The 23,475-nt window shown below is 65.3% G+C and carries 24 protein-coding genes; 3 read left to right on the top strand and 21 right to left on the bottom strand.

Annotated features, from left to right (window positions below):
- Positions 1-31: 31 nt before the first annotated feature.
- Positions 32-736 (top strand): SDR family oxidoreductase, encoded by a 705-nt coding sequence (locus ACK41V_RS00525; protein ID WP_409776270.1) that lies wholly within the window; start codon positions 32-34, stop codon positions 734-736.
- A 77-nt stretch (positions 737-813) separates the two neighbouring features.
- On the opposite strand, the gene ACK41V_RS00520 is transcribed toward ACK41V_RS00525, so the two are convergent.
- On the bottom strand, positions 814-1,770 hold the full coding sequence (locus ACK41V_RS00520; RefSeq protein ID WP_409776267.1) for an AEC family transporter: 957 nt from the start codon (positions 1,768-1,770) through the stop codon (positions 814-816).
- Between the two features lie 163 nt (positions 1,771-1,933).
- Positions 1,934-2,113, bottom strand: coding sequence for a hypothetical protein (locus ACK41V_RS00515; protein ID WP_409776264.1), 180 nt, complete (start codon positions 2,111-2,113; stop codon positions 1,934-1,936).
- Between the two features lie 425 nt (positions 2,114-2,538).
- Here ACK41V_RS00515 and ACK41V_RS00510 point away from each other — a divergent pair, with 425 nt between their 5' ends.
- Complete coding sequence (locus ACK41V_RS00510) at positions 2,539-2,748, top strand: hypothetical protein (protein WP_409776455.1); 210 nt, start codon at positions 2,539-2,541, stop codon at positions 2,746-2,748.
- Between the two features lie 171 nt (positions 2,749-2,919).
- Positions 2,920-3,267, top strand: a complete 348-nt coding sequence (locus tag ACK41V_RS00505; protein WP_409776262.1) for an RNA recognition motif domain-containing protein — start codon at positions 2,920-2,922, stop codon at positions 3,265-3,267.
- A gap of 121 nt (positions 3,268-3,388) precedes the next feature.
- Here the strand turns inward: ACK41V_RS00505 and ACK41V_RS00500 are convergent, their stop codons facing one another.
- The 19 genes from ACK41V_RS00500 to ACK41V_RS00410 form a co-directional block, all read right to left on the bottom strand.
- Positions 3,389-5,011, bottom strand: coding sequence for a PAS domain-containing protein (locus tag ACK41V_RS00500; protein ID WP_409776259.1), 1,623 nt, complete (start codon positions 5,009-5,011; stop codon positions 3,389-3,391).
- A gap of 171 nt (positions 5,012-5,182) precedes the next feature.
- Entirely contained in the window at positions 5,183-7,342 is a 2,160-nt protein-coding gene (locus ACK41V_RS00495; RefSeq protein ID WP_409776256.1) for a TonB-dependent receptor domain-containing protein, read from the bottom strand.
- A gap of 444 nt (positions 7,343-7,786) precedes the next feature.
- Positions 7,787-8,356 (bottom strand): hypothetical protein, encoded by a 570-nt coding sequence (locus tag ACK41V_RS00490; RefSeq protein WP_409776253.1) that lies wholly within the window; start codon positions 8,354-8,356, stop codon positions 7,787-7,789.
- Between the two features lie 59 nt (positions 8,357-8,415).
- Positions 8,416-9,054: a DUF3299 domain-containing protein gene (locus tag ACK41V_RS00485; protein WP_409776250.1), complete on the bottom strand. Its 639-nt coding sequence runs from the start codon at positions 9,052-9,054 to the stop codon at positions 8,416-8,418.
- A gap of 42 nt (positions 9,055-9,096) precedes the next feature.
- Positions 9,097-9,348 (bottom strand): hypothetical protein, encoded by a 252-nt coding sequence (locus ACK41V_RS00480; protein ID WP_409776247.1) that lies wholly within the window; start codon positions 9,346-9,348, stop codon positions 9,097-9,099.
- A gap of 223 nt (positions 9,349-9,571) precedes the next feature.
- Positions 9,572-10,810 carry an ABC transporter permease gene (locus ACK41V_RS00475; RefSeq protein WP_409776244.1) on the bottom strand — a complete coding sequence of 413 codons (1,239 nt, stop codon included), beginning with the start codon at positions 10,808-10,810 and terminating at the stop codon, positions 9,572-9,574.
- On the bottom strand, positions 10,807-11,490 hold the full coding sequence (locus ACK41V_RS00470) for an ABC transporter ATP-binding protein (protein WP_409776240.1): 684 nt from the start codon (positions 11,488-11,490) through the stop codon (positions 10,807-10,809). The genes ACK41V_RS00475 and ACK41V_RS00470 overlap by 4 nt, the downstream gene beginning before the upstream one ends.
- A complete protein-coding gene (locus tag ACK41V_RS00465; RefSeq protein ID WP_409776452.1) occupies positions 11,487-11,912 on the bottom strand; it encodes a Fur family transcriptional regulator in 426 nt (141 codons plus the stop codon). Before ACK41V_RS00465 ends, ACK41V_RS00470 begins: the two co-directional genes overlap by 4 nt.
- Before the next feature lie 192 nt (positions 11,913-12,104).
- Positions 12,105-12,842, bottom strand: coding sequence for a hypothetical protein (locus ACK41V_RS00460; RefSeq protein ID WP_409776237.1), 738 nt, complete (start codon positions 12,840-12,842; stop codon positions 12,105-12,107).
- An 81-nt stretch (positions 12,843-12,923) separates the two neighbouring features.
- The gene (locus ACK41V_RS00455) at positions 12,924-13,133 is read right to left on the bottom strand and encodes a DUF1778 domain-containing protein (RefSeq protein WP_409776234.1); all 210 of its coding nucleotides are present in this window, start codon (positions 13,131-13,133) and stop codon (positions 12,924-12,926) included.
- A 5-nt stretch (positions 13,134-13,138) separates the two neighbouring features.
- Complete coding sequence (gene msrA / locus ACK41V_RS00450) at positions 13,139-13,681, bottom strand: peptide-methionine (S)-S-oxide reductase MsrA (protein WP_409776449.1); 543 nt, start codon at positions 13,679-13,681, stop codon at positions 13,139-13,141.
- Positions 13,682-13,794: 113 nt separating this feature from the next.
- A complete protein-coding gene (locus tag ACK41V_RS00445) occupies positions 13,795-14,658 on the bottom strand; it encodes an oxaloacetate decarboxylase (protein ID WP_409776231.1) in 864 nt (287 codons plus the stop codon).
- 214 nt (positions 14,659-14,872) lie between these two features.
- Complete coding sequence (locus ACK41V_RS00440) at positions 14,873-16,291, bottom strand: FAD-dependent oxidoreductase (protein WP_409776229.1); 1,419 nt, start codon at positions 16,289-16,291, stop codon at positions 14,873-14,875.
- A complete protein-coding gene (locus tag ACK41V_RS00435) occupies positions 16,288-16,914 on the bottom strand; it encodes a cysteine hydrolase family protein (protein WP_409776226.1) in 627 nt (208 codons plus the stop codon). The genes ACK41V_RS00440 and ACK41V_RS00435 overlap by 4 nt, the downstream gene beginning before the upstream one ends.
- Positions 16,911-18,992 (bottom strand): hydantoinase/oxoprolinase family protein, encoded by a 2,082-nt coding sequence (locus ACK41V_RS00430; protein WP_409776223.1) that lies wholly within the window; start codon positions 18,990-18,992, stop codon positions 16,911-16,913. The genes ACK41V_RS00435 and ACK41V_RS00430 overlap by 4 nt, the downstream gene beginning before the upstream one ends.
- Positions 18,989-20,710: a hydantoinase B/oxoprolinase family protein gene (locus tag ACK41V_RS00425; RefSeq protein ID WP_409776222.1), complete on the bottom strand. Its 1,722-nt coding sequence runs from the start codon at positions 20,708-20,710 to the stop codon at positions 18,989-18,991. The genes ACK41V_RS00430 and ACK41V_RS00425 overlap by 4 nt, the downstream gene beginning before the upstream one ends.
- A complete protein-coding gene (locus ACK41V_RS00420; RefSeq protein WP_409776219.1) occupies positions 20,703-21,212 on the bottom strand; it encodes a 3-isopropylmalate dehydratase in 510 nt (169 codons plus the stop codon). Before ACK41V_RS00420 ends, ACK41V_RS00425 begins: the two co-directional genes overlap by 8 nt.
- Entirely contained in the window at positions 21,209-22,489 is a 1,281-nt protein-coding gene (locus ACK41V_RS00415) for a 3-isopropylmalate dehydratase large subunit (RefSeq protein WP_409776216.1), read from the bottom strand. The genes ACK41V_RS00420 and ACK41V_RS00415 overlap by 4 nt, the downstream gene beginning before the upstream one ends.
- On the bottom strand, positions 22,486-23,448 hold the full coding sequence (locus ACK41V_RS00410) for a tripartite tricarboxylate transporter substrate binding protein (protein ID WP_409776213.1): 963 nt from the start codon (positions 23,446-23,448) through the stop codon (positions 22,486-22,488). The genes ACK41V_RS00415 and ACK41V_RS00410 overlap by 4 nt, the downstream gene beginning before the upstream one ends.
- Between the last annotated feature and the right edge of the window lie 27 nt (positions 23,449-23,475).

Here is a 23,475-nt window from a genome sequence, read left to right as displayed (position 1 = left end):
TCAGTTGATTTTTTATACCCAGGAGTTTTTCATGAATATCCAAAACGCAGTCGTTCTCGTCACAGGCGCCAACCGTGGAATCGGTTTGGCGTTTGCCCGCCAGTTGCTCGCCCGGGGCGCGCGCAAGGTTTACGCAGCCGCACGCGACCCGTCCACCGTGGCGTTGGCGGGCGTAGAGGCCTTGCAGCTCGACGTGACCTCTGTTGAGCAGGTCCAGGTGGCTGCCCGGCAGGCGTCGGACGTGACCCTGGTCATCAACAACGCAGGCATCGCCCAGCCCGGCGGCTTTCTGGCAGAAGACAGCGATGCCGTGACGCGCCGCGTTTTTGAAACCAATTTCTTCGGCGTGCTGAACATGAGCAAGGCCTTTGCGCCCGTGCTCAAGGCCAATGGGGGTGGCGCACTGCTCAACGTGCTGTCGGTTGTATCGTGGTTCAACGCGGGCGAACTGGCGGCTTATTCGGCCAGCAAATCGGCAGCATGGTCACTGACCAACGCCCTGCGCTACGAACTGGCCGGCCAGAAAACCCAGGTGCTGGGCTTGCACATGGGCTACGTCGATACCGACCTGACGCGCGGTTTTGACGTACCCAAAACCAGTGCCGACGAGATTGTTCAGCGCGCGCTCGACGGCCTGGAGGCCGGGGCCGATGAAGTGCTGGCCGACGAGATCACCCAGCAGGTCAAGCAAGGGCTGACGGCGCCACGCCCGGCCTACCTGCCCCAGGTGCAGTAGTCACCGGCACGGCGTCCACGGCTCGATCTCGGAGCTGTTGGCCCTCGCTCCGGGGCGGAGGTGTCGCGGCAAAGCCGTCAGCCCACCACCCACCGCGTCACCGCCAAAATCACCACCGGCATCGTCACCAACGCCAGCGCGGTCGACACCGCCACGCTCGCCGTCACCTCGTCTTCAGCCACCGCATAGCGCTGCGCAAACAAAAACACATTGGCCCCCACGGGCAGTGACGCTGCGACGATCATCACCGCCAGCGGCATGCCCGACAGGCCCAGCGCCAGGCCCAAGGCGGCCAGCACGATGGGGTGCACCACACACTTGACCAGCGCTATGCGCATGGCGGCCTTGAAATGGTGGCCGACCTTGGTAAACGCCAGCGTCACCCCCACCAGCAGCAGCGCAATCGGCCCCAGCGCCTGGCCCAGCAGCAGCAAGGGCTTGTCGACCACCTGCGGCACCACCAGCCCGGTCTGCGCAAACAGCAGGCCCGCAATGATGGGCAGTGGCACCGGGTGCACGATGCCGTTGCGCATGGCCTGCAGCACCGTGCGCCACATGGGCTGCTGCGCCGCTCCGTCCCGCCCGGCGTTTTCGCGGGCAGCGGCCAGCTCGAACACCACGGTGGCAGCGGTCAGCAGGATGAGCGAATGCACCGAGATCAGCGTGAACAGCGTGACCAGCCCCGCATCGCCAAACACCAGGCCCACCAGCGGCACGCCAATCATCAGCGTATTGCTGAACGTGTTGGCCAGCGCCCGCGCCGCCGCCAGCGTGTTGAAGCCCTGCAGCACCAGCGTGGCCGCGTACACGATGCCAAACGCCACAAAGTAGATGCCCACCGGGCCAAAGTCGAGGTCTTCGATGTGCACCGTGCTCATGGTGCGAAACAGCAGCGCGGGCGTGAGCACCATGAACACCAGGTTGGCCAGGTCCTTCACCGCGGTGGCTCGGATCCACTGGCGCCGCCCCACATAAAAGCCGATGGCGATGAACAGGATGACGGGGATCAGCGAGGTGAAGACGGGCGAGTTCAAGGTGCGGTGGCTCGGTGGGCAGGCCTGCGCGCCGCTAAGCGCTTGGCCTGTTAACTATGATTTTGATAGCTACTAGCGCTTTCACATCAAGCGCCAGAGGCCATTTTCGCTCAATAGTTGCCACTCATCCGGAGCCCTAGGCCATGGGGCGCCGCACGGACGGCTAGATCTTGATGAAGTTCGTCGAAGCCAAAGACCCGAACGGCAGCTCTGCCAGGCGCCCACCCACGGCGAGCGAGCCCAGGTCCACCGCAAAGTAGCCCATGCCGTCCAGCATCTTGCGCACTTGTGCCTTGGCGTCGGCGTCGTCGCCCGAATGCCCGCTAGATAACGTTTTATGCAAAAAAGATAGCTGCTAGCGCTTTATGGTAAAGCGCTAGAGGTCAAAAACACTTGATTTCTGGGCCTGCCGAAGCCCTGCACGAACGACGCTTCGCAAGGCATACCAAGGCCTGAGCGCCGCCCTGGTGAACAGCCACAGGCACATCCCGTTGCCCAGCCTTTTAAAACCCAAAAGAATATTAAACGTCTGTCACATATAAATTGGGTTATACTCCGCCGCGTTGCAGTCACCGCTCTTAGCGCGTGCAGTCACCGCAACGCCTGCCCAGAGACGCAAGTCTCCCCACGCAGGCCGCCTTTTGCGACCTTTGTTTGGTCGCCCAGTGGATCTGCAGAGCTGCAGCCCACCGCGTCCCTCGATGCTCATGCAGGCCCGTTATCAAGCCTGCCACCTGATTGAATCCGATTTCACAGACCGCCATTTCCATGGGCCAATACGTCGTTTCGCCCTCGACACACCCGACCGACTGTGGCCGCTTTCGCGCCTCCTTCTCGGTCCATCGATCCCAGGGCAACGGCAGCTACTGCCGCGTGTTCCGCTTTGACAAAGCCTTTGCCTCGCGCGAAGCCGCCCGGCTCTTTGCAGTCACCCAAGGCTGGCTGCAAACGTGCATGCAGCACCCGCCCACGTGCTGACCGGCAGATCGTTTCATTGATTGGTTCACGGGTGATGTTGACCTGCCCTCCGCAGATCCAACAACCATCTATCCACCCCCTTCCCGACTGCTGCGGATTTTCAATCCGTACGCTCGTACCCCAACGGTGCGCCATTCGTTGCACACCAAAATCTAGAAAGGCTCTACTTCCATGAGTATCAAAATCTACGTGGGCAACCTGCCCTACTCCGTGACCGATTCCAGCCTGGAAAGCAACTTCGCCGAATTCGGCTCCGTCTCGTCCGCCAAGGTCATGATGGACCGCGAAACCGGCCGCTCCAAAGGCTTCGGTTTTGTCGAAATGGCCACTGCTGAAGTGGCCCAGGCCGCCATCACCGCCCTGCACGGCGTGTCCGTCGACGGCCGCTCGATCGTGGTGAACCTGGCCCGCCCCCGTGAAGAGGGTGGCGCCCGTTCGGGCGGCGCGGGCGGCTACACAGCCAGCAAGCGGGCGGACGTTGGGTATGGCACGGGTGGCTACGGCGGCGGTCGTTACTGATCCCGGTAACCCTCTGTGAAGAACCGGCTCTGAGGAGCCGGTTTTTTTTTGCCGCGCACCCCTAAGTCCACTGAATCAGAGAAATCGGCGGTGCAGGCAATTGAATTGCCCCTGGCACGCTTTACTGAAACACGCACACGCCCAATGACTGACTTTTGGCCCGGTACATGGCGGTGTCTGCAGCGCGCAGGTAATCGTCGACCGTCGCCAGCCTGGATGCGCTGCTGGCCAATCCGATACTCGCACCACTGATCACGGTGCGCCTGCCAATCACGTAAGGTGCTTCCAGGGCGGCGGCAATCTGCCCTGCGCGTTGGCTGGCTTCAGCGGGATCAATGGACTCCAACAGCACATTGAACTCGTCGCCACCCATGCGGGCGACCAGGTCCACCGCCCGCACGCAGGATTCGAGCCGCCGCGCCACCTGCTGCAATAGCTGGTCGCCCACCTGATGCCCGTAGCTGTCATTGACGGCCTTGAACCCGTTGAGATCCAGCAGCAGCACGGCGAACATCGTGGCTCCATCGCGTGTCGGCACGCCACCACCGTTCACCACCTCGTTCTGGTGCAGCGCGATGAGTTGCGCGAGGCGATCGCGGAACAATGGCCGGCCGGGCAAGTTGGTGAGCGCATCGTAGGAACTGCCACGTTCGGCCAGATCGCTCAACGATCCCGCCATGCGCACCGCAACGCCGTCTTCGAACTCGGCGAGCCCGCGCCAATTGACCCATACCAGCCGCCCAGCCCCGTGGAACGCGCGGAAGTCCACCGAAAAGTTCGGGCTGTTTCCCGACAGGTGCCTGCGGTAGGCCTCCTGCACGCGCCCGCGATCCTCGGTATCGATGAGTTGTTCGAGAAAGCGCCAGCCTCCGTCATGCACAAGATCGGCGCTACCCAGCCCGACGATCTGAAGAAAACGCCCGGACACATGCAAAGCGTCCGTTCGCAAGTCCCAATACCAGATGCCGTCATTGGATCCGCGTGTCGCCAGCGAATAGCGGTTTTCGGAGCGCAACAACTCGAGTTCGGTGTTCTTCTGCTGGGTGACATCGATCATCAGGCCGATCATGCGGTTCGGTCGCCCCGGCTCGACCACTGCGCGGCACAGATCACGCACCCACACGACCTTGCCAGACTTGGCAATCAGCCTGTAATTCATCTCGTAGGCATGGCTCTGCGTGGCGTTGTATGCGGCATCGTCGATACGCAGGGCCTGCGCCAGGTCATCGGGATGCACATGCGCCCGCCAGAAGCCCGGGTCAGACCGCCACTCCTCGACGGAGTAACCGAACAAGCGCTCGACCTGCGGGCTCAGAAAGGTATTGCCCACCCCGATTTCAGCCTCCCACACCACGCCATCAATGGTTTCCAGCAAGCGCAGAAAGCGCTGGCGAATTTCCACCAGCACCTGCTCGGTGACCTCGGTGATCTCGATCAGGACACCCTGGCGGCTGATCACCCGATCCGCCGCATCCGTCTCCGGGTGAAGCTGCAGACGCACCCAGCGATAGTCCGCGTCGGCAAAGCGCAAGCGGAACACCGGCATACCCGAGCGCATGGTGCCGATGTCGTCGGGATGCACGAATTCAAGCAAGGACCTGCCGAGCGCCGCCGCCACCGAATGGCCGGTGAGCTTGTGCCACGCCGGATTCAGATAAGTGATCTCCCACAGCGCATCGGTTTGCACCACCGCCTCGGGTAACAGTTGCAGCAGTTTTGCGGACGGCGGGGGAGTGGTGGGCATGCAGGGCTGTTGCAAAAAAAGGGAGCGAAATCAACCACGTGAGATTAAGTATGGCACGGGTTCCGGGCATTGGAGCCCCCTTGATTTCGGTGGTTTGGGGCAGCGAAAGAGGGCAAGCCAGCAACGCCCTCCCCCGCCGCTGGTTCGCTCACATCACGAGGGCATAACCCGTCAGAACGCCACCTTCACCCCCACCGTCACATTCCGCCCCATCAGCGGCGCCGCCTTCTTGTTGAACGAGGTGTGCGCATACGCCAGGCGATCCGTCAGGTTGTTCGCCTTCAAATACACCTGCCACGGCGTGCCGCTGCTGAACTGGCCGTTGTAGCTGACGCCCAGGTTCAGCATGCCGTAGCCGGGTGTGGCGGTTTCAAACTGTGCCACGCGGTTCTGACGGGCCACTTGGACCCATTCGACCTGGCCTTCCCAGGCTTGCCAGTTGGCGTCCAGCCGAACACCGGCGCGGGTGGCGGGGATGCGGGGCAGTCGGCCGCCGCCTGCGTCTAGCGTGGCGCGCACGGTGTCGCCGAACAGGGTTAGCCCCAAGTTGCGGGTGATGCGCTGGCGCACCTGGCCTTCGATGCCGGTGAAGGTGGCGTCGGCTTGGCTGTATTGCAGCAGTTGCAGGCCATCCACTTCATCGAGCGTGCGGCCATAGATGTAGTTGTTGATGCGGTTGCGGAAGACGCTGACGCCAAAGGTGGTGTCGCCCGCCGTCTTTTTCAGGCTGACGTCGATGTTTTGCGAGATCTCGGACTTCAGGTTGGCGTTGCCGCGTTCATACGTGCTGGTGGCCATGTGCAGGCCTTGGGCGTACAGCTCTTCGGCTGACGGGGCGCGGCTGGCGCGGGTGAAGGAGGTGCCGACCTGGTAACCGGGCGTGAACTTCCACACCGCGCCCAGTGATGCGGACGTGCCGTTGTGGCTGCGTTCGATGCCGCTGGTTTGCGCTTCGGCCGTCTGGCGGTCGTGGCGCAGGGCGGCTTCAAAGCGCCAGTCGCCCAGGCGGTATTCCTCTAGTGCGAAAAAGCCGAGCTTGCGGGTGATGGTGGGCTCGACATACGCCTCTTCGCCCTCCGCGCTGAACTTGCGTTGCGAGGTTTGCAGGCCGATGAGGCCTTTAAAGCCTGCAATGGGTTCGTGCTGCAGCTCGATGCGGGTGTCGTAGGCCTTGTTTTTGAAGGTGGTGGCAATGGCGCCCTCTTCGACCTCGTCGTGCACGTAGTCTGTGACGCCCGCGCGCAGGCGCAGGGCCGAAAATCCGGCAAACGGGTTGCGCAGCTCGCCCCGGATGTCAAAGCGTTCGCTGCGCAGGTCGACCACAGGCACGTCACCATGTTCGGCGTCGTGGTCATGGTCGTGGCCGTCTTCACCTTCTTCGCCTTCGTGGGCGCCGCAGTGCAGGCTGTTGCCGTGGGTGTGGCAGCCTTCAAAGCTGTGGTTGTGGCCCGGCAGGCCGTATTGGGCGGCTTGGCGGGTGTAGGCGGCGCCCAGGTAGCCGCGGTCGCCCACCCACGACAGGCCGACGCTGCCGGTGTCGGTGCGTTTGAAGCTGCCCAGCACTTTGCGGGTGGGCTCGCCATCGGGCGCCCAGCCTTTGCCCACGCGGTAGTCGCCCGCGTCGCGCGCCACGCCTTCTGCGTGCACGGCCAGGTTGCCCGCGCCGCCGGTCAGCGAAAAGGCGCCTGCCCCTTCGCGCGCGCCGGTGTTGGCGCGCAGCTCGGCGCTGCCTTCGTAGCCTTTTTGCGGGATGGCGGTGGGGATTTTTCCGTCGAGCACGTTGACGACTCCGCCCACGGCGCCCGCGCCATACAGCAGGGCCGATGGGCCACGCAGCACTTCGATCTGGGTGGCCAGCAGGGGTTCGGACACCACGGCGTGGTCGGGGCTGATGGTGGAGGCGTCGTGCAGCTCGGCACCGTCGCTCAGCACCTTGACACGCGGGCCGTCCATGCCACGAATGATGGGCCGGCTGGCACCGGCGCCGAAATGGCTGCTGGTGATGCCGGGTTCGCTGTTGAGCGTTTCGCCCAGCGTGGCCTCGCGGCGGCGCACGAGTTCGTCGCCCTCCAGCACGGTGACGGGCGTGGTCATGTCGTTGGCACCCAGTTGCAGGCCGCTGGCTGAGACGGTGACGGGGGGCAGGCTGGAGGCGGCTTGGGGTGTTGCCTGGGCGTTGGGCTGGGCACCAACCTGGGCATGTGCCAAGCCAGTACCAGACAGCGTGAGGATGGCGGCCAGCGCCACCGGATGCAGGGCTGGGTGGCGGCTTGCGGTGCGGCGGAGAGCAGACCGGTGGATGGGGTTGTGGTTGGGGCTGGTGGGTGTCATGGCTGCAATGCAAATAAGGGGGCGTGCCAAGCGGCATGCGGTTGACGGCATCAAGGCCATCAATGAGAAAAATATGAGTAAAAAGTGCCTCTAGCGCTTATTGAATAAGCGCTAGCAGCTATCAAAACAGGAGTAGTGGTGGTGACGGGCCCACGCCACGGCATGCGCAAAGGCTTCAGATCGACACCGGGGATCGACACGGACTGATGCAGCAAACCCGTCTGCTGGCGCTGCGCTTTGTCGAAGGGCTTCGACAGGCTCAGCGCAAACGGGGTGCGCCGAATCAACGGTGCCTGATCAGCTGGAATGCAGATCTGAAGCCACGCGCGGTGCGTGGGGGGCCGTGCGGATTCGCCTCAGTCAAAAGTCTGCCCGTGAGCCTTGCAGCGGATCACGCAGATCGCACAGCAAAAGGCAGCAGACAGCCCTGACCGGCTGAACCCGTCACGCCAGCGCAGGCGGGCCGCGGGCCTGAAAAAGCGCAACATGCCGGACCGCAGCAGTGGCGGCCGGGTGCACCAGTGGCGCCTGCGCGGGCACCGGGGTGGCAAGCGCCGCAGGGGCGCTGTGCAAGGCGTCGCCCAGCGCGAGCTGGTCGAGCAAGAGGCAGTCCACCGGCGCGTGGTGCGCCAGCAGCACATCGAGCAGGTTGTGCGCGTGGGCTGGGTGGTTGTGACTTGCTGCCGGGTCGTCGGCTTGGGCGGTGGGGGTGTCTGGTGTCGCAGAAGCAGCAACGTTTTGGCTCTGGCTGGGGTTGTCACCTGCATCGGCAAACCCCGCCGACGGTGAAAGCGCATGCACCTGCAGCGCCGGGGCATGTATGACCTGGTGCAAGCGCCCCAGTGTTGGCACCAACACCAGCGCCAGCAGCAGCCACACCAAAGCGGCCTGCGCCCACAGCTGGCGGCTTGTTTGACCTTGCAAAAGCGCGCGCAGCCCTGCCCTGCGGGCCACGGCTTGCGGGGGGGCAAGCCGTGCCGTGGCGGCGGGTGGATGGGCGCGGGCGCGGGTCACAGGGCGGGGTTCAATCTACGAATCAGTCAGAAGCGGGGCAAGAAGGATGGCGGGTTGCTTTACTTCACCGGCACGGCTTCGACTACGCGGTAGTACAGGCCGTACTGGTCGTTGGTGAGCACGGTGAACTTGCCCTCGACCACCACGGGCTCCATGGAGTAGCGCACGGGGGTTTTGGCTTTCACCTCGATCATGCTTTCGGGCCCGCCCGGGATGCAAAACGAGCAGGTGAGCGGCACCGCGGTGAGCAGAAAGTGCGTCTGCGTGGCCTTGGCGTCCAGCGGCATCATGAAGCCCTGAAAGCGCTGAACTGTTTTGTCCATGCCCTTTTGCGCGTCGTTGAACACGGGCAGGATGCCGTCCTTGGTGGTCTTTTTGGTCAGGTCGGTCAGCACCGACCATGGCACCACGTCGTTGCGCTGGGGCAGCGGCGCGATGGGGCTGTTGGGGCTGTGGTAACCGGCGCCCGAGCCCGATGGCATGGCAGTGCCTGCGCCTGCCGGCAGCGGCGAAGAGAGCACCGGCGCCGCCGTGGACGTTGACGCCTCTTTGGCACGCTCGAAAGCGCCCGGCGCGGGCTTGGTGGCCGTGCCCTGCTGCTGCGCCTGCGCGCCGCCAGCCAGTGCCAGCGCGGCAGCCAACCAGGCCAAGCGGAGCATTGGGCCGCTGGCGGGTGTGGGGGTCAAAGCGTGGGACATGGCGGGCAACCTCTACAAAAAAATGAATGGCAGGAGCGGCGATCAGTGAACGTGCTTCATGCCGCAGTATTTACCGATAGCCAGACCCTTGCAGGCGGTCTGGAGTTCCTTCTGGCACACGTCGTGGCCCTTGCCGGATTCCAGGCACTTGGCGGCAGCCTCGTGCGCGGCGGCCATGGCACGGTGGCGTTCGGCGTCGGCCTTGGTCTCTTTGTCGCTGTGGGCCTGGGCGTGTGCCAGGGCGCCGACGAGCAGTAGGGGGGCCAGTGCGAGTGCGGTGAGGAGCTTTTTCATGGAGAGCCTTTCAGGTATGTCGATGGATGGGTTGATTGGTTTGAAAAATTTGGCTGGCGGGTCAGAGGCTGAGAGTTTGGTAGCCGAGCCCGAAAGGCGCGCGAAAACGCCTCGGATCTAGGCGCAAAGCACAGACATAGCTCGGGCTATGGCGAGCATTTGCAACGACGAGCCGGGGCGTTTTGGCGTGCAAGGCGGGCATGGATATAAGACTCTCAGCCTCTCAGGGCTGGCTGAGCAAATCGGCCACTTCGGTGCGGTAGGCCTGCATGGCGGGCAACAACGCCGCCAGCGCCGCCACACCTGCCGCCAGCAGCGGCACACCGGCCTCGGCAGGCAGCCAGATCCAGCCGGTGACGGGCAGCAGCCCCTGCGCCTGCAGCGCCCAGCCCAGGCCATGCGCCAACGCGTGGCCCATCAGCAGGCCCAAAACCGATGCCAGCGCGGCCAGCCACAGTGCTTCCCACAGCACCAGCCCGGCCACGCGGCCCGGGGGCGCGCCCAGCATGCGCAGCATGGCCAGGTCAGCGCGGCGTTCGCGCACGGCGTTCCACAGCGCGATGAACACACTCAGCGCCGCCACGGCCAGCAGCACGCCGCCAAAGGCGCGCAGCACATCGGCCCCCACGCCCAGCAGGCGCAGCAGGCGCGTGACCTCGATGGCGGGCGCGGCCGCCTGCATGGCTGTGTCCGCGTTGATCTGGCGTGGCAGCGTGATGGCGGCCATGGGCGTGCGGTAGCGCACCAGGGCCACGGTCACTTCGCGCTCTTCTTTCAGTATTTCCAGGTCTTCGGCGTCGTTGGCCGTGGCGGTCTCGTGCACCATCCAGACGGATTCGGTGCTGGTTAGGATGAGGCGGTCCAGCACGCAGCCGCAGGGTTTGAGCACGCCACTCACACGATACGGGTGGTTGCCGTGCGCGTGCCCTCCTCCGCCCAGCCCGTGGCTGCCGACAAAGGTGGCGCCCACCAACGGCGCACCTGCATGGCTGGCTTTGACAATGCCGCGCGCCACCGTAGCGCCCAGCACCGCATCCATGGGCTGCTGCCACAGCGCGCCTTCGGCCAGCGTGGTCTCGTAGTGCGTCACATAGTCGAGCGTGGTGCCCACGATGCGGTAGCCCTGGTAGCTGTCGCCCAAGCTGAGCGGAATGACCTGCGCCACCAGCGGGTTCTTCTGCAAAGTCAACACCTCTTGCAGCGGGATGTTGCCCGTGGGCACGTCGATGTGGAACACGCCCGCCAGGATGAGCTGCAGCGGGCTGCCTTTGGCACCCACCACCAGGTCAATGCCGTTCAGATCGCGCTCAAACGCCTTATCAAGCTGCGTGGCCACCAGCAACACCAGCGTGATAGCGGCCAGGCCCAGGGCGAGCACCAGCAGGTTCAACACCGCAGCCAAAGGCCGGGACCACAGGTAGCGCCACGACAGGCGGGCGAGTTTGAATACTCCTGAATTCATAGCTGCTCGCGCTTATCCAATAAGCGCTGGGTGCCAATTTCATTCAAATTCAGCGTCTGCACACCACCCAAGGCTTGCACCACACGCTGGTCGTGCGTGGCAATCACCAGGCTGGCATCGCACGCGGCGGCGCTTTGTTGCAGCAGCGCCAGCGCGTCGGCGGCGGCCTCATCGTCCAGACTGGCCGTGGGCTCGTCGGCCAGCAGCAGCTGCGGCGCCAGCAGCACAGCCCGCGCAAGTGCCACCCGCTGCGCCTGCCCGCCCGAGAGCTGGTGCGGCTTGCGCGCGGCCAGCTCGGCCACCCCCACCTGCCCCAGCGCGCGGGCGACGGCCGCATCGTCGCGTGGCAGCCCGGCGGCAAAATACACCAGCGCCAAGTTATCAGCCACCGTGAGCGCGCTGCTGAGGTACAGCTTTTGCGGCAAAAACCCGATGCTGCGCGCGCGCCAGGCATCGATCTCGGCCCCGCGCTGCGTGCCCAGCTGCGTGCCCGCCACAAACAGATCGCCGCCGCTGGCACCGCGCAGCCCGGCCATCAGCGCCAACCAGGTCGATTTGCCCGAGCCCGAACGCCCGCGCAGCAGCAAGGTGCCGCCCTGGCGCAGGTCCACATCGGGGAACCGCAGCGGCTCTGCGCCGCCCGTGGCATAGGTATAGGAGAGGCCCCGGGTGCGGATCATGCGGCGGCACCTTCAGCCGGGTGCGCGCAGTCGACACAGCGCCCGTGGACCGCGATGTCCACCGCCAGGCTCTCATGCCCGGCGGTGGCCAGCGCCTGCAGCACCTGCTTGAGGGCGGTCTGCACCTTGGCAGATCCCTGGGACAGGCGGAACTGGCGGTGGCAGTCGTCGCATTCAAATCTGGGGGCGGCGCCCTCTTCCCCTTGGGGCGCCAGTGCATACCGGGTCACGCGGGCTGCATCGACTTGCTTGTGCAGCAGACCGGCAGCGGCAAAGCGGTCAAGCAGGCGATAAACGGTGACTTTGTTGACCGGGGCGCCAGCGGTGGCGAGGGCGGCCTCGACTTCGGGTTCGGTGAGGGCTGCGTTGGGACGCGTTTCATACAACTGCGCCAACGCCCGCGTGGCGCGGGTGGCGCGCATACCGGAGGGGAGTGCCCAGGGCTGGCGGTGTGGGGAAGATGAAGCTGGGGTGGAGGGCATGGCGGGGTGCGGTGGCAGGCAGTGTCTGTAACGCAATCGGTTTGCATTATGCCTTTGGTTCTTCTTAGTTCGGAGCCTTGACAGCCATACCCGTCCAACGAAGACCCGCTGGTGCGAACCGAGCCGCAGCAGCTATTCAGGCACCGGTCCCCCAACATCAAAGAGCTTCAATGCGCCTGGGCCTCCGGATAACTGAAGTTTGACTACCTCTGGGCGCTTGACAGGTTTCAAATCAACTTCATCTTGCGACAACACACCTTGAGCGACGAGCTGGGGCTGAAGGCTATTTGCGACACCGACAACCAGTTTCGCCCTCTCCCACACCGCCGATATTAATGCTACCTCGAAAATTTCTGCCCCCATTTTTTCGCGGTATTCATCTGCGAGAGACATCTTGTCCTGCTCGATATGAAAGTATTTTGAATAGAAACCTACTGAAATTATCCTGTCAGTTTCAACTGGGAGATCCTCAGCCTTCATCCCCATGCCACCCCAAAATACGGCATCGCGCCAGCGTTTTCTGAGAGACTTGGTCCAAGGGCGAACTTTTGGATTCCTTTTATCCAGAAGAGATAATAAATTCATGAAATTTATTTTTTCATTCTGTGCAAAAAATGGCCTAAAACGTAATGCCAAAACCTCAAACTGGGCCTCTGGCAACGTAGAAAAAAATATTTCTAAATTAGCCAAAGAGGCTAACTCGAGAGTCTTTTCAAGCGAGCCCATATTTTTTGCGCCTTGAATTTTCAATGAAATCGGAAAACTCTTTACACTCGGCAACTCGTCGGTCACCAACCGTAATCGCATCGCCGCGCGCCAAAACATCAGCAGCGTTCGCTCACTGTCTACTTGATTGTCAAATTCAAGCATTCAAATAATTTCAGGCATTACTCTTAGGGATAATTCCACGGTGCCTCGACTTCCAAAAGGTGCCTCAGCCCAGGGCTTGCGTCAGGGAGACGCGTCCAGCATGGCGGTGAATTGCTTGAACTTATCAGCATCCAGGCTAAAAAGGACCTGGTCGAGCACCACGGCCTGTGCGCGGTCGCAAGCAGCTTCAAGCACGAATGCCGAGCGATTCATGCCGAGCAACCGGGCAGCGCGGTCGATCAGGGCACGTTGCTCAAGCGATGCCCGAAGGGTGATGGCTGCGTCACGCATAGAACTTATGCCTTCAAATACCGCGCAAACGTCTTCCTGAACTTCTCCACCTTCGGCCCCACCACAAACGCGCAGTACCCCGCGTTCGGGTTGTTCGCAAAGTAATCCTGGTGGTACGCCTCCGCCGTGCTGTAGTTGTCCAGCGGCTTCACCTCGGTGGTGATGGGCGCGCCGAATAGCTTGTCCTGCGACATCTGGCGGATCATGTTGTTGGCCACCTCGCCGTCTTCGGGCTTGTCGAAATAGATACCGCTGCGGTACTGGGTGCCCACGTCGTTGCCCTGGCGGTTCAGGGTGGTCGGGTCGTGGGTGTGGAAGAAGATTTCCAGCACTTCTTCGAGGCTGATCTCGTCGGCGTCGTAAGTCAGGCGCACGACTTCGGCGTGGCCGGTATCGCCCTGGCAGATCTGCTCGTAGCTGGGGTTGATGGTCTGGCCGTTGGTGTAGCCGCTTTCCACGTCGGTGATGCCACGGACTCGGTCAAAGACGGCTTCGGTGCACCAGAAGCAGCCGCCGCCCAGAGTGATGGTTTGCAGGTTGTGGGCCATGAGGGTCTCCATGCGGTGAAGTGAGGGGAAAAATGCTCACGGCATGGTACGCGGCCTCGCCCGGCGCAGGGCGGGCGGGGGCTTTGGGCGCCGACCGGCGGCCCGACCCCGGATTACTCGTACTGGCGGCCCTGCGCCATCAGCTCGGGCGTGCCGATGAGGGCGTTCAGGCCGTCGAAGTCGAGCATCTGGTCTTTGAAGGGCGCGGTGGTCTGGTGCGTGTGCAGGCTGGCGTAGTACGCCTGTAAGGTGTGCGCCACCGCGCGGGCGGTGCCGCCCGGAAAGATGGCAATGCGAAAGCCGCGTTGCCCCAGCTCTTCAGCGCTCTGCACAGGGGTCTTGCCGCCTTCGACCATGTTCGCCAGCAGCGGGATGCGGTGCGCAAAGCGCTGGCAGGCGGCGTCCATCTGCTCGGGGGTGCGCAGCGCTTCAATGAACAATGCGTCCACACCGCAGGCCAGGTAGGCCTCGGCGCGGTCGAAGGCGGCTTCGATCCCTTCGACCGCCAGGGCGTCGGTGCGGGCGAGGATGAGGGTGTGGGGGCTGTGGCGCGCGTCCACGGCGGCTTTCAGCTTGCCGCACATTTCGGCCACGGGGACCACGGTTTTGCCGTCGAGGTGGCCGCAGCGTTTGGGAAAGCCCTGGTCTTCGATCTGCACCATGGCCGCGCCCGCGCGCTCGAAGCCGCGCACGGTGCGCTGGGTGTTGAGTGCGTTGCCAAAGCCGGTGTCGGCATCGACGATGACGGGCGTGCGCACGCGCTCGGTGATGCGGGCCAGGGTGTCTTCGACCTCGGTGTAGGTGGTCAGCCCCACGTCGGAACGGCCGAGGCGCGTGTAGGCAATGGAAGCGCCCGAGAGGTACAGCGCCTCGAAACCGGCTTGCTCTGCCACCAGGGCGCTCAGGGCGTCGTACACGCCAGGGGCGAGGATGGTGCGGGGTTCTTGGAGGCGCTGGTGGAAGGGGGTTGTGGTCATTGCGGCAGCGATCTGCGTGGTGAAGACGGTTCTCTTGAAATACCCCAACCGTTCACCCTGAGCTCGTCGAAGGGTTGGCGCAGGTGGTGGCCCGGCTTCGACAGGCTCAGCCCGAACGGGCGGGGGGTGGGCGGTGGGGTGGACTCGGGACAGGCGCCGTGTCCGGCTCGCCTGAACGGTTGCTTGGAAACGGAAAAGCGAAGGTGCAGGTGCATCAGGCGCCGTTCAGTGGAAGAGCCGCCGTGTGCGCGGCAATGTACCCACCGGCCACCGCGCTGAGCAACCCATTGCCCGACAGATACCCCCACACCACATCGCCCGACACGCCGCGCGCCGCGCCGCCTGCGGCCAGCAGATTGGGAAACGGCTGACCGTCGGCGCCCAGCACACGGCATTGGGCGTCGATGTCGAGCCCGCCCTGGGTGTGGAACAGCGCGCCGGTGACCTTGACGGCGTAGAACGGCGCCTGCAAGGCGCGTTGAAACACACGCTCATGGGCAAATTTATGGTCTTTTTGACCGCTAGCGCTTGTCACGCTTGAGAGAGTAGCTATCAATTTTGATTTTTCGCAACCGACGGTGGCGGCCAGTGCCGACACGCTTTCGCAGCGCTTCACGGCCCCCGCGGCTTCGGCGTCGGCAAAGTCCGGGAAGCTGCGTGCCAGCGCCAGGATGGGCGCGTCAAACACGTTCCACGCCACGCCGCCGGGTTGGGCCAGCACATGTACCGAGGCTTCGGAGTAGCCCTGGGTTTCGTCATGAAAGCGCTCGCCCCGCGCGTTGACCTGGATACCGCCTTCCATCATCAGCGCCCAGGAGATCAGCGCGCCTTGGGGGATGGCCCAGGAGCCGTGGCCCTGGTAGCCGCCCAGGTCGGCCAGCCGCGCACCTAACTCTCGTCCCCACCCGATGGCGCTGCCGTCGTTGCCGGTGTGGCCCGCAAACAGCGCGTCGCGCATCTCGGGCAGTAGCTCGCGCACCATGGTGGCGTTGCCGCCAAAGCCATTGCAGGCCAGGATAAGTGCGTCGCACGACAGGTGTTCCAGCGTGCCATCGGGCCGCTCGTAGCCCACGCCGATCACGCGCTGCTGGGCGTTAACCCACAGCTCGCGCACGGTGGCGTCCGTCACCAACGGCACATCGGCCGCCGCCACCGCGTTGGCCAATCGGCCCATCAGGCCTGCGCCGGTTTTCTCGGGCGTGGCGTGCATGCGGCGCACGCTGTGGCCGGGGTACAGAAAGCCGTCGAGCACCTGCCACTGCAGCCCATGGCGCGTTTGCAGCGCATCCAGCGCGGGGCCGATGGCATGGGCGTAGGCATCGACCAGGTGCGGCGCCGCCCTGCCCTTGGCCTTGGCGCTGATGTCGGCGGCGAATTGTGCAGGGCTGTCGTCGATGCCTGCCGCGCGTTGCACCTGCGTGCCGGGCGCGGGGATAAAACCGGACGACAGCGCCGACGAGCCCGTGGGCGTGGCGTCGCGCTCCAGCACGGCGCAGTCCACGCCGGCGTCGTGCAGCATCAGCGCGGCCGTCAGCCCGCAGGCGCCGCCGCCCACGATGACCACGGGCACATGCGCGTCTTGCGCCACGGTGCCTGGCATGTGCTCTGCGTGGCAGATGCGTGGGATCGTCATGCCGCGGATGCCGACACGGCAGCAGAAAAGTCAGCACAGGTGAGCACTTGCGCCACGTTGGCCATGTCGGCCAGCGAGGTGTCGTGCACTTCCTGCTTGAAGGCCGCGCAGCCGTCGGACAGCACCAGCGTGCGGTAGTCGCGCATGTGGGCGTCTCGCACGGTGCTGGCCACCCCCCCGTTGGTGACGATGCCGCACACGGCCACGGTGGTGATGCCCGCGCGGCGCAGCACCCAGTCGAGCTGGGTGTTGAAGAAGGCCGAATACGCGACCTTGCACACCGCCACATCGACCCAGGGCGCAATGTCGGAGACCATCGCCTGGCCCGCGCTGCCCGGGGCGAAGTCGCCGCGCCGCAGAAACGGGCGCAAGGCTTTGAGATGGGGCGAGATCATGGGCTCGCCCTGCGCGTCGGGCCACAGGGTGAACTGGCTGCCAACGACCATGCCGCCAGCGGCCTTTAACGTTTTGGCCACGGCGGCCACGCGCGGGGGCAAGGCCTGGGCAGCGGGACTGACGGCACCGCCCCGGGCGTAGGCGCCTTCCGGGGCCAGAAAGTCGTCCTGCAGGTCGATGATGACCAAGGCGGTGTGGCGTGGGTCGAGCGCAGTAGCCATGCTCATGCTGCGGCCTTCCCGTCTGCACGTACCAAGAGGTTGCCCAGGGCGTCCACCGTGGCGCTGAAGCCCGGCTCCAGCCACACGGTGGTGTCGGGCTGTTCCAGGATGGCGGGGCCGTCGATGCGGGTGCCCACGGGCAGGTCCAGGCGCGCGTGGCGCGCAGCGTCCCACCAGCGGCCCGCGTGGAACACGCGCTGCACGCCCAGCGATGGGTTGACCGTGGTGGTCTGCGGTGCCAGCACCGTCAGGTCGAACTTGGGGCGCACGCCCACGCGGGCGTAGCGCAGGTTCATCACCCGCACGGCAATGCCGTCGAGCACGCGGCCAAAGGCGGCGCGGTAGGCGGCCTCGAAAGCGGCGCGGATGCCGTCTAGGCTGAGCGCATCGGCGGCCACGGGCACTTGCACGGTGTGGGTCTGGCCTGCGTAGAGCATGTCGAGCGCAATGACCTCCTGCACCTGAACGAACTTCACGCCCGCCGACTCCAGCCGTTGCTGGCAGGCGGACGCGAGCGTGGCCACGCGCTGGCGCAGGTCGGCCACGTCCAGATCGGCCAGGGGCTTGTTCAGCGTTTGCACCGCGTCGTGGCGCATGTCGGCCATCACGCAGCCCAGGGCCGACGTGACGCCGGGGTAGCGCGGCACGATGCCCGTGCCCACGCCCACCTCGCGCATCATGGCGCACACATGCAGCGCGCCGCCACCGCCGAAGGGCATGTAGGCGAACTGGCGCGGGTCGTGCCCGCGCTCGATGGACACCACACGCACGGCGCCCGCCATCTTGGCGTTGGCCACCGTGAGGATGGCTTCGGCGGCGGCCATTACGTCCAGGCCCAGGGGTTGGGCCACATGGGTGTCGATGGCATCGCGCGACTTTTGCGCGTCCATCGCGGCCAGCAGGCCACCGCCCAGGGGGCGGTCGGCGGCAATGCGGCCCAGCAACACATTGGCGTCCGTCACTGTGGGGCGCGTGTTGCCCCTGCCATAACAAGCCGGGCCAGGGATGCTGCCCGCCGACTCGGGGCCTACCTGCAACATGCCGCTGGCGTCCACCGAGGCAATGGAGCCGCCGCCCGCGCCGATGGTCTCGATCTGGATCATGGGCGAGCGCACCACCATGCCAAATTCAATGGCGGTCTGCGCGGCCAGGGCGGCCTCGCCGTTGGCAACCAGGGACACGTCAAACGAGGTCCCGCCCATGTCGCCGGTAATCGCATCGGGGAAACCCGCCGCCCGCGCAATGGCCGCGCAGGCGATCACGCCCGCTGCTGGGCCCGATAGCGCAGTGCGCACCGGCACGTCGCAGGCCGTCTGGCGCGACATCACGCCGCCGTTGCTTTGCACGATGAGCAGCTCGCCGCCAAAGCCCTGGGTGCGCAGGTCGCCTTCCAGCCGCTCCAGGTAGCTCCCCACCACGGGCTGCAGGGCGGCATTGAGGGTGGCTGTGGAGCAGCGCTCGAACTCGCGGATCTCGGGCAGCACCTCGCTGGCCGCCGTCACATGCGGGTTGGGCCACAGGCTGCGCACGGCGGCCACGGCGGCCTGCTCGTTGGCGGGGTTGGCGTAGGTGTTGATGAAGAACACGCAGACCGCCTCGCAGCCTGCGTCCAGCAAGGCCTGGGCCTGCGCTTTGACCTGTTCGATGTTGACGGGGGTGTGCACCGAGCCATCGGCCAGCACGCGCTCGTCCACCTCCAGGCGCAGGTTGCGCGGCACGATGGGCTCGAAGCTGCCGCGCAGGCCCCAGGTCTGCGGGCGGTCGCGGCGGCGCATCTCCAGCACGTCGCGAAAACCGCGTGTGGTGATGATGCCGGTGCGGGCCACCTTGCGCTCCAGCAGCGCGTTGGTGCCCACCGTGGTGCCGTGCACGATGGTGGCGATCTGCGCGGCCGAGTCGGCCACGCGCGCCACGCCGTTCATGAAGCCGCGCGCCTCCTCGCCCCGGGTGCTGGGTACCTTGACGATGCGGGCGCTGCCGTCGCGTTCGTCCAGCACGAACAGGTCGGTGAACGTGCCCCCCACGTCCACGCCGACCACGTACGACGCCTCGCTCGAAGCCTGATCCGAAACCTTGCCGTTCATTCCTTGCCTTTCAGTGCTTTCAGTGCGGTTGGGGCCGTCACATAGCCCATCGCCAAATCCTTGTCACGCGCTGCGGCAGCCCGTGCCGCAGGGGCGCCGTAGCCGCCGCCGCCGGGGGTTTCCAGCCGCACGCGTTCACCCTGCTTCAGGCGGATGCCGATCATCTTGGAGCGCATGGGTGGCTGATGCCATTCACTATCATTTTCATAGCTAAAGACGTTTACTGCACTAGCGCTACCGCCCGAAATGCCTTGAGGTGCCGCCTTGCCGCGCTCGCCAAAGATGAACACCTCGGCGTCCTGCTCCAGCAGCTCGATTTCATAGATGGCACCCAGGCCACCCCGGTGCTGGCCGTCACCGCCGGAGTCGGGTCGCAGCGCCCACTGGGTGAAGCGCACGGGGTATGCGGCCTCCAGGATTTCGAGCGGCGGGATGGTGGCGGTGGAGATGGGTGCGTTTCCATGGCTCAAGCCATCGCCATCGCTGTGACCGCCGTGGCCGCCACCGAAAAAGCTGAACATGACCCAGCGTTGTCCTTTGCGCGCGGCATCGGTGCGGTGGCCTGCGATGGACAGCGCGTTGATGGTGCCGTAGGCCTGGGCCATGGCGCGCTTCGGGTCGGCCTGCGCCGTGGCGCTAAAGATCACATCGATCATGCGCAAGATGGTTTCGGTGTAGCCCCCCACGGGGCGCGGCCGTGCGGCGCTGATGACCAGGCCTTCGGGGAGCACGAAGTCCACCGCGTCCAGCACGCCCGCGTTGGCGGGCACGTCGGGGAACAAGTGCTTGAGCGCCACGTAGCAGGCCGCAATCGCGGTGGCGCGCGAGATGTTGACCGGCCCCGCGCACTGCGGTGAGGTGCGCGAGAAGTCGAGCGTGAGGCGCTCGCCCTGCACCGTCATGTCCAGCGCAATGGTCAGTGCCTCGTCCTTGACGCCGTCGTTGTCCAGGATGTCGCTGAAGCTGTAGCGACCATCGGGCAGCGCTGCGATGTGTGACTGCATGAGCTTGACGGCGCGTGTGCGCAGCTCACCCATGGCCTGATGCACCACGGCGTCGCCGTATTGGTCCAGCAAGTCATGCAGGCGGCGCTCGCCCAGGTCCAGGGCGGCCAGCTGGCCGTTGAGGTCGCCCCACAGGCTGTCGGGCAGGCGGGTGTTGGCTTTCAGGATGGCGAGCACGTCATCGTCAAACACGCCGCTGCGCACGATGCGAACGGGCGGGATCTGCACTGCCTCTTGCCAGCATTCGGTGGCCGCCGGGTTGTAGTTGCCGGGCACGTTGCCGCCCACGTCGTGCCAGTGCGCGGCCGATGCCAGAAAGCAGTACAGCTTGCCGTGGCGAAAGAAGGGGCGCACCAGCTTGAAGTCGTTGGCGTGCGTTCCACCTTCGTAGGGGTCGTTGAACAGCCAGGTGTCTCCCGCCGTGATGCCACCGCGCTCGGCCGCCACGCGCATGGCCGCACGCACCGCAAACGCCATGGCGCCCACAAACACGGGCAGGCCCGATTTGCCCTGCACCAGCGTGTCGCCACTGATGGCGTCGTACAGGCCGTGGCAGGCGTCGTGCGCCTCTGCAATGATGGGGTTGAACGCGCTGCGGTACAGCGTGGCGTCCATCTCGTCGGCGATCTGCTCCAGTCGGCCGCGCAATACGGCCAGGGTGACAGGGTCCATGCGGGACGGTGCGGTGTGTGCGGTCGTGTTGTGTTCAGCCATTGAGGGCCTCCTTACCAAAGCGGGTGCGCAGCTGGTTCAGCAAACCGCCAGCGCGGACCATGTCCATGAGAAACGGGGGAATCGGCTCGCAGGCCAGCGCACGGCCCTGGGGGGTGATGACGGCGGGCGTCTGCCAGTCGAGCGTGATGGCATCGCCTTCACCCAGCGCACCCACCGCATCGGCTTCTGGGCAAGTGAGCAGAAGCAAGCCCAGATTGAACGCGTTGCGAAAGTAAAGCCCGCTGAACGACGGTGCGATGACCGCCACGATGCCTAGGCGTACCAGCACGGCGGCAGCCTGCTCGCGCGATGAGCCGATACCGAAATTGGGCCCAGCCACGATGACATCGCCCTTTTGCACGCCGCTTACGAAGTCGGGGCGCACGGATTCGAGACAGTGGCGAGCGAGCACGTCGATGCCGTGCTTCATGGCGTGTCCGGGGGCCAGCACATCGGTGTCGATGTCGGCGCCCAGCTTCCAGACGCGGTGGGTGTTTGTCATGCCAACACTTCTCTCGGGTCGGTGATGAAGCCGCGCAGTGCTGAGGCAGCCACGGTGTAGGGCGACGCGAGGTAGACCTGCGCAGTGGCCGAGCCCATGCGGCCCTTGAAGTTGCGCGCGGTGCTGGAGATGACGGTGGTGTTGTCGCCCACCGTGTCGCCATACCCTGCGCAGGCGCCGCAGGTGGTGGGAAAAAGCTCGGCCCCAGCGTCCTGCAGCACCTGCAGCACCCCTTCGGCACGCGCGGCAGCCTGGTCCTGCTGGCTGGCGGGGGCCACCATCAGGCGCACGCCGGGCGCCACGCGTTGGCCACGCAGCACGGTGGCAGCGGCGCGCAGGTCGTCCAGCTTGGCGCCGGTACACGCACCGATGTAGGCCACGTCAATCGACTGACCGGCGTGCTGGGCCACGGGTGCGGCGTTGGCGGGGCTGTGGGGGGCGGCGACTTGGGGCGTGAGCGTTGTCGCATCAAACGCATGGCGCGTCAGGGGTGCGCCCTCGTCCGTGTGCCAAGCATCCAGCCCTTGCAATGCGTCGTCGGGCACGCCCGCAGCGTGGAGCCAGTCGCGCGTGGTGGCGTCAGGCGCAATCAGCCCGGCCTGGGCGCCCAGCTCCGCGCTCATGTTCGAGAGGGTCATGCGCTCTTGCATGCTGAGCGCCTGCACGGCAGGGCCTGCAAACTCCACCGCCTGGTACTGGCCGCCGTTCATGCCAAAGCGGCCGATCATGTGCAGCATCATGTCCTTGGCCGTCAGGCCGGTGCCCAGGCGCCCGCTCCAGTGCATTTGCAGCGTGTGGGGCACGCGCAGCCAGATCTCGCCAGTGACGACCACGCCCAGCATCTCGGTGCTGCCGATGCCGAACATGTAGGCGCCAAACGCACCGCCCGTGGGCGAGTGCGAGTCGCCGCCTACACAGAACATGCCGGGGCGGATGTGACCGTGCTGGGGCACTACCACGTGGCAGATGCCCTGGCCGTCGTAGACATGGGGCAAGGCCTGCTCGCGCGCCCAGTCGCGGGCAATGCGCACGATGCGGCGGGATTCGTCGTCGCGCTCGGGCAGATAGTGGTCCATGACGAGGACCACGCGGGATTTGTCCCAGATTTGCGCGCCCAGCTCGTCGAGCATGGGTTTCAAGCGCCGCGGACCGGATGAGTCGTGGAACATGGCCAGGTCCACCCGGCAGTTGACGATTTCGCCGGGCGTCACGCTGCTGCGGCCACTCGCGCGGGCCACCAGCTTCTGTGCCAAGGTGCTGGGCGCGCGGGTCGTCATTCAGGCTTGGCTCCGGAAAACTGCACGACCTTGGCCCAGCGCGGGATTTCGGACTGCACAAACCGAGCGAATTCCTCGGGGCTGTTGCCCACGGGCACGGCGCCTTCGTGCTCCAGGCGCTTTTTCACATCGGGCGAGGCAATGGCTTGCCGCGCGGCGTCGCTGATGCGTTTGGCCAATGCGGGATCCATCTGCCCGGGGCCAAACAGTCCGAACCAGGCGCTGGATTCATAACCGGGCAATACCTCGGCAATCGCAGGCACGTCGGGGAACGCAGGCAACCGCTTCGCACTGGTCACGCCCAGCGCCTTGAGCTTGCCCGCGCGAATCTGCGCCTGGGCGTTGCCTACGGCGGCGAACATCAGGTCCACCTGCCCTGCCAGCACATCTTGTAGCGCCGGGGCCGTGCCGCGGTAGGGAATGTTGACGATGTAGGCGCCCGACTGCATCTTGAAGGCATCGCCCGCCAGGTGCAGCGACGAGCCTACGGCGCCAATCGCAAAGTTGAGCTTGCCGGGTTTTGCCTTGGCGAGCGCAATCAGCTCGCGCACGTCCTTGGCGGGCAGCGACGGGTGGGCGACCAGCACCGAGGGCGAGGTGGCCACGCAGGTCAGCGGTGTGAAGTCTTTGATGGGGTCAAACGGCAGTGTCTTGTACAGGCTGGCGTTGATGGCGTGGCTGGTGAAGCTCATCAGCAGGGTGTTGCCGTCCGGCACCGCCTTGGCCACGGCATCGGCGGCGATGTTGCCGCCCGCGCCAGGGCGGTTCTCCACGATCACGGTGCGACCCAGCAAGCGCCCCATTTCGGTGGCCAGGGTGCGCGCCAGTGTGTCTGTGGACCCACCGGCTGGGGCGCCCACCAGGATGCGGACGGGCGCTGTTTGCGCAAGCGCGTTGGCGCTGTGCAGTACGGCGGGCACAGGGCTCAGTGCAATAAGGACGTGGCGGCGTTGGATCATGGTGGGTGGTCTCCTGCAAGTTTTTGT

Origin of the sequence: Acidovorax sp., from assembly GCF_046291265.1 — a bacterium.
GTDB lineage: Bacteria > Pseudomonadota > Gammaproteobacteria > Burkholderiales > Burkholderiaceae_C > Acidovorax.
This window is presented reverse-complemented; position numbering and strand designations above follow the sequence as displayed.

What these genes read in the sequence shown, in the direction of transcription:
- ACK41V_RS00485 (WP_409776250.1), bottom strand. Translation starts at nt 9,054, where the DNA reads ATGTCCCACGCTTTGACCCCCACACCCGCCAGCGGCCCAATGCTCCGC.
- ACK41V_RS00410 (WP_409776213.1), bottom strand. Translation starts at nt 23,448, where the DNA reads ATGATCCAACGCCGCCACGTCCTTATTGCACTGAGCCCTGTGCCCGCC.
- ACK41V_RS00505 (WP_409776262.1), top strand. Translation starts at nt 2,920, where the DNA reads ATGAGTATCAAAATCTACGTGGGCAACCTGCCCTACTCCGTGACCGAT.
- ACK41V_RS00415 (WP_409776216.1), bottom strand. Translation starts at nt 22,489, where the DNA reads ATGACGACCCGCGCGCCCAGCACCTTGGCACAGAAGCTGGTGGCCCGC.
- ACK41V_RS00435 (WP_409776226.1), bottom strand. Translation starts at nt 16,914, where the DNA reads ATGAGCATGGCTACTGCGCTCGACCCACGCCACACCGCCTTGGTCATC.
- ACK41V_RS00525 (WP_409776270.1), top strand. Translation starts at nt 32, where the DNA reads ATGAATATCCAAAACGCAGTCGTTCTCGTCACAGGCGCCAACCGTGGA.
- ACK41V_RS00440 (WP_409776229.1), bottom strand. Translation starts at nt 16,291, where the DNA reads ATGACGATCCCACGCATCTGCCACGCAGAGCACATGCCAGGCACCGTG.
- ACK41V_RS00495 (WP_409776256.1), bottom strand. Translation starts at nt 7,342, where the DNA reads ATGACACCCACCAGCCCCAACCACAACCCCATCCACCGGTCTGCTCTC.
- ACK41V_RS00480 (WP_409776247.1), bottom strand. Translation starts at nt 9,348, where the DNA reads ATGAAAAAGCTCCTCACCGCACTCGCACTGGCCCCCCTACTGCTCGTC.
- msrA (WP_409776449.1), bottom strand. Translation starts at nt 13,681, where the DNA reads ATGGCCCACAACCTGCAAACCATCACTCTGGGCGGCGGCTGCTTCTGG.
- ACK41V_RS00430 (WP_409776223.1), bottom strand. Translation starts at nt 18,992, where the DNA reads ATGAACGGCAAGGTTTCGGATCAGGCTTCGAGCGAGGCGTCGTACGTG.
- ACK41V_RS00455 (WP_409776234.1), bottom strand. Translation starts at nt 13,133, where the DNA reads ATGCGTGACGCAGCCATCACCCTTCGGGCATCGCTTGAGCAACGTGCC.
- ACK41V_RS00475 (WP_409776244.1), bottom strand. Translation starts at nt 10,810, where the DNA reads ATGAATTCAGGAGTATTCAAACTCGCCCGCCTGTCGTGGCGCTACCTG.
- ACK41V_RS00510 (WP_409776455.1), top strand. Translation starts at nt 2,539, where the DNA reads ATGGGCCAATACGTCGTTTCGCCCTCGACACACCCGACCGACTGTGGC.
- ACK41V_RS00465 (WP_409776452.1), bottom strand. Translation starts at nt 11,912, where the DNA reads ATGCGCGCCACCCGCGCCACGCGGGCGTTGGCGCAGTTGTATGAAACG.
- ACK41V_RS00470 (WP_409776240.1), bottom strand. Translation starts at nt 11,490, where the DNA reads ATGATCCGCACCCGGGGCCTCTCCTATACCTATGCCACGGGCGGCGCA.
- ACK41V_RS00445 (WP_409776231.1), bottom strand. Translation starts at nt 14,658, where the DNA reads ATGACCACAACCCCCTTCCACCAGCGCCTCCAAGAACCCCGCACCATC.
- ACK41V_RS00425 (WP_409776222.1), bottom strand. Translation starts at nt 20,710, where the DNA reads ATGGCTGAACACAACACGACCGCACACACCGCACCGTCCCGCATGGAC.
- ACK41V_RS00500 (WP_409776259.1), bottom strand. Translation starts at nt 5,011, where the DNA reads ATGCCCACCACTCCCCCGCCGTCCGCAAAACTGCTGCAACTGTTACCC.
- ACK41V_RS00460 (WP_409776237.1), bottom strand. Translation starts at nt 12,842, where the DNA reads ATGCTTGAATTTGACAATCAAGTAGACAGTGAGCGAACGCTGCTGATG.
- ACK41V_RS00420 (WP_409776219.1), bottom strand. Translation starts at nt 21,212, where the DNA reads ATGACAAACACCCACCGCGTCTGGAAGCTGGGCGCCGACATCGACACC.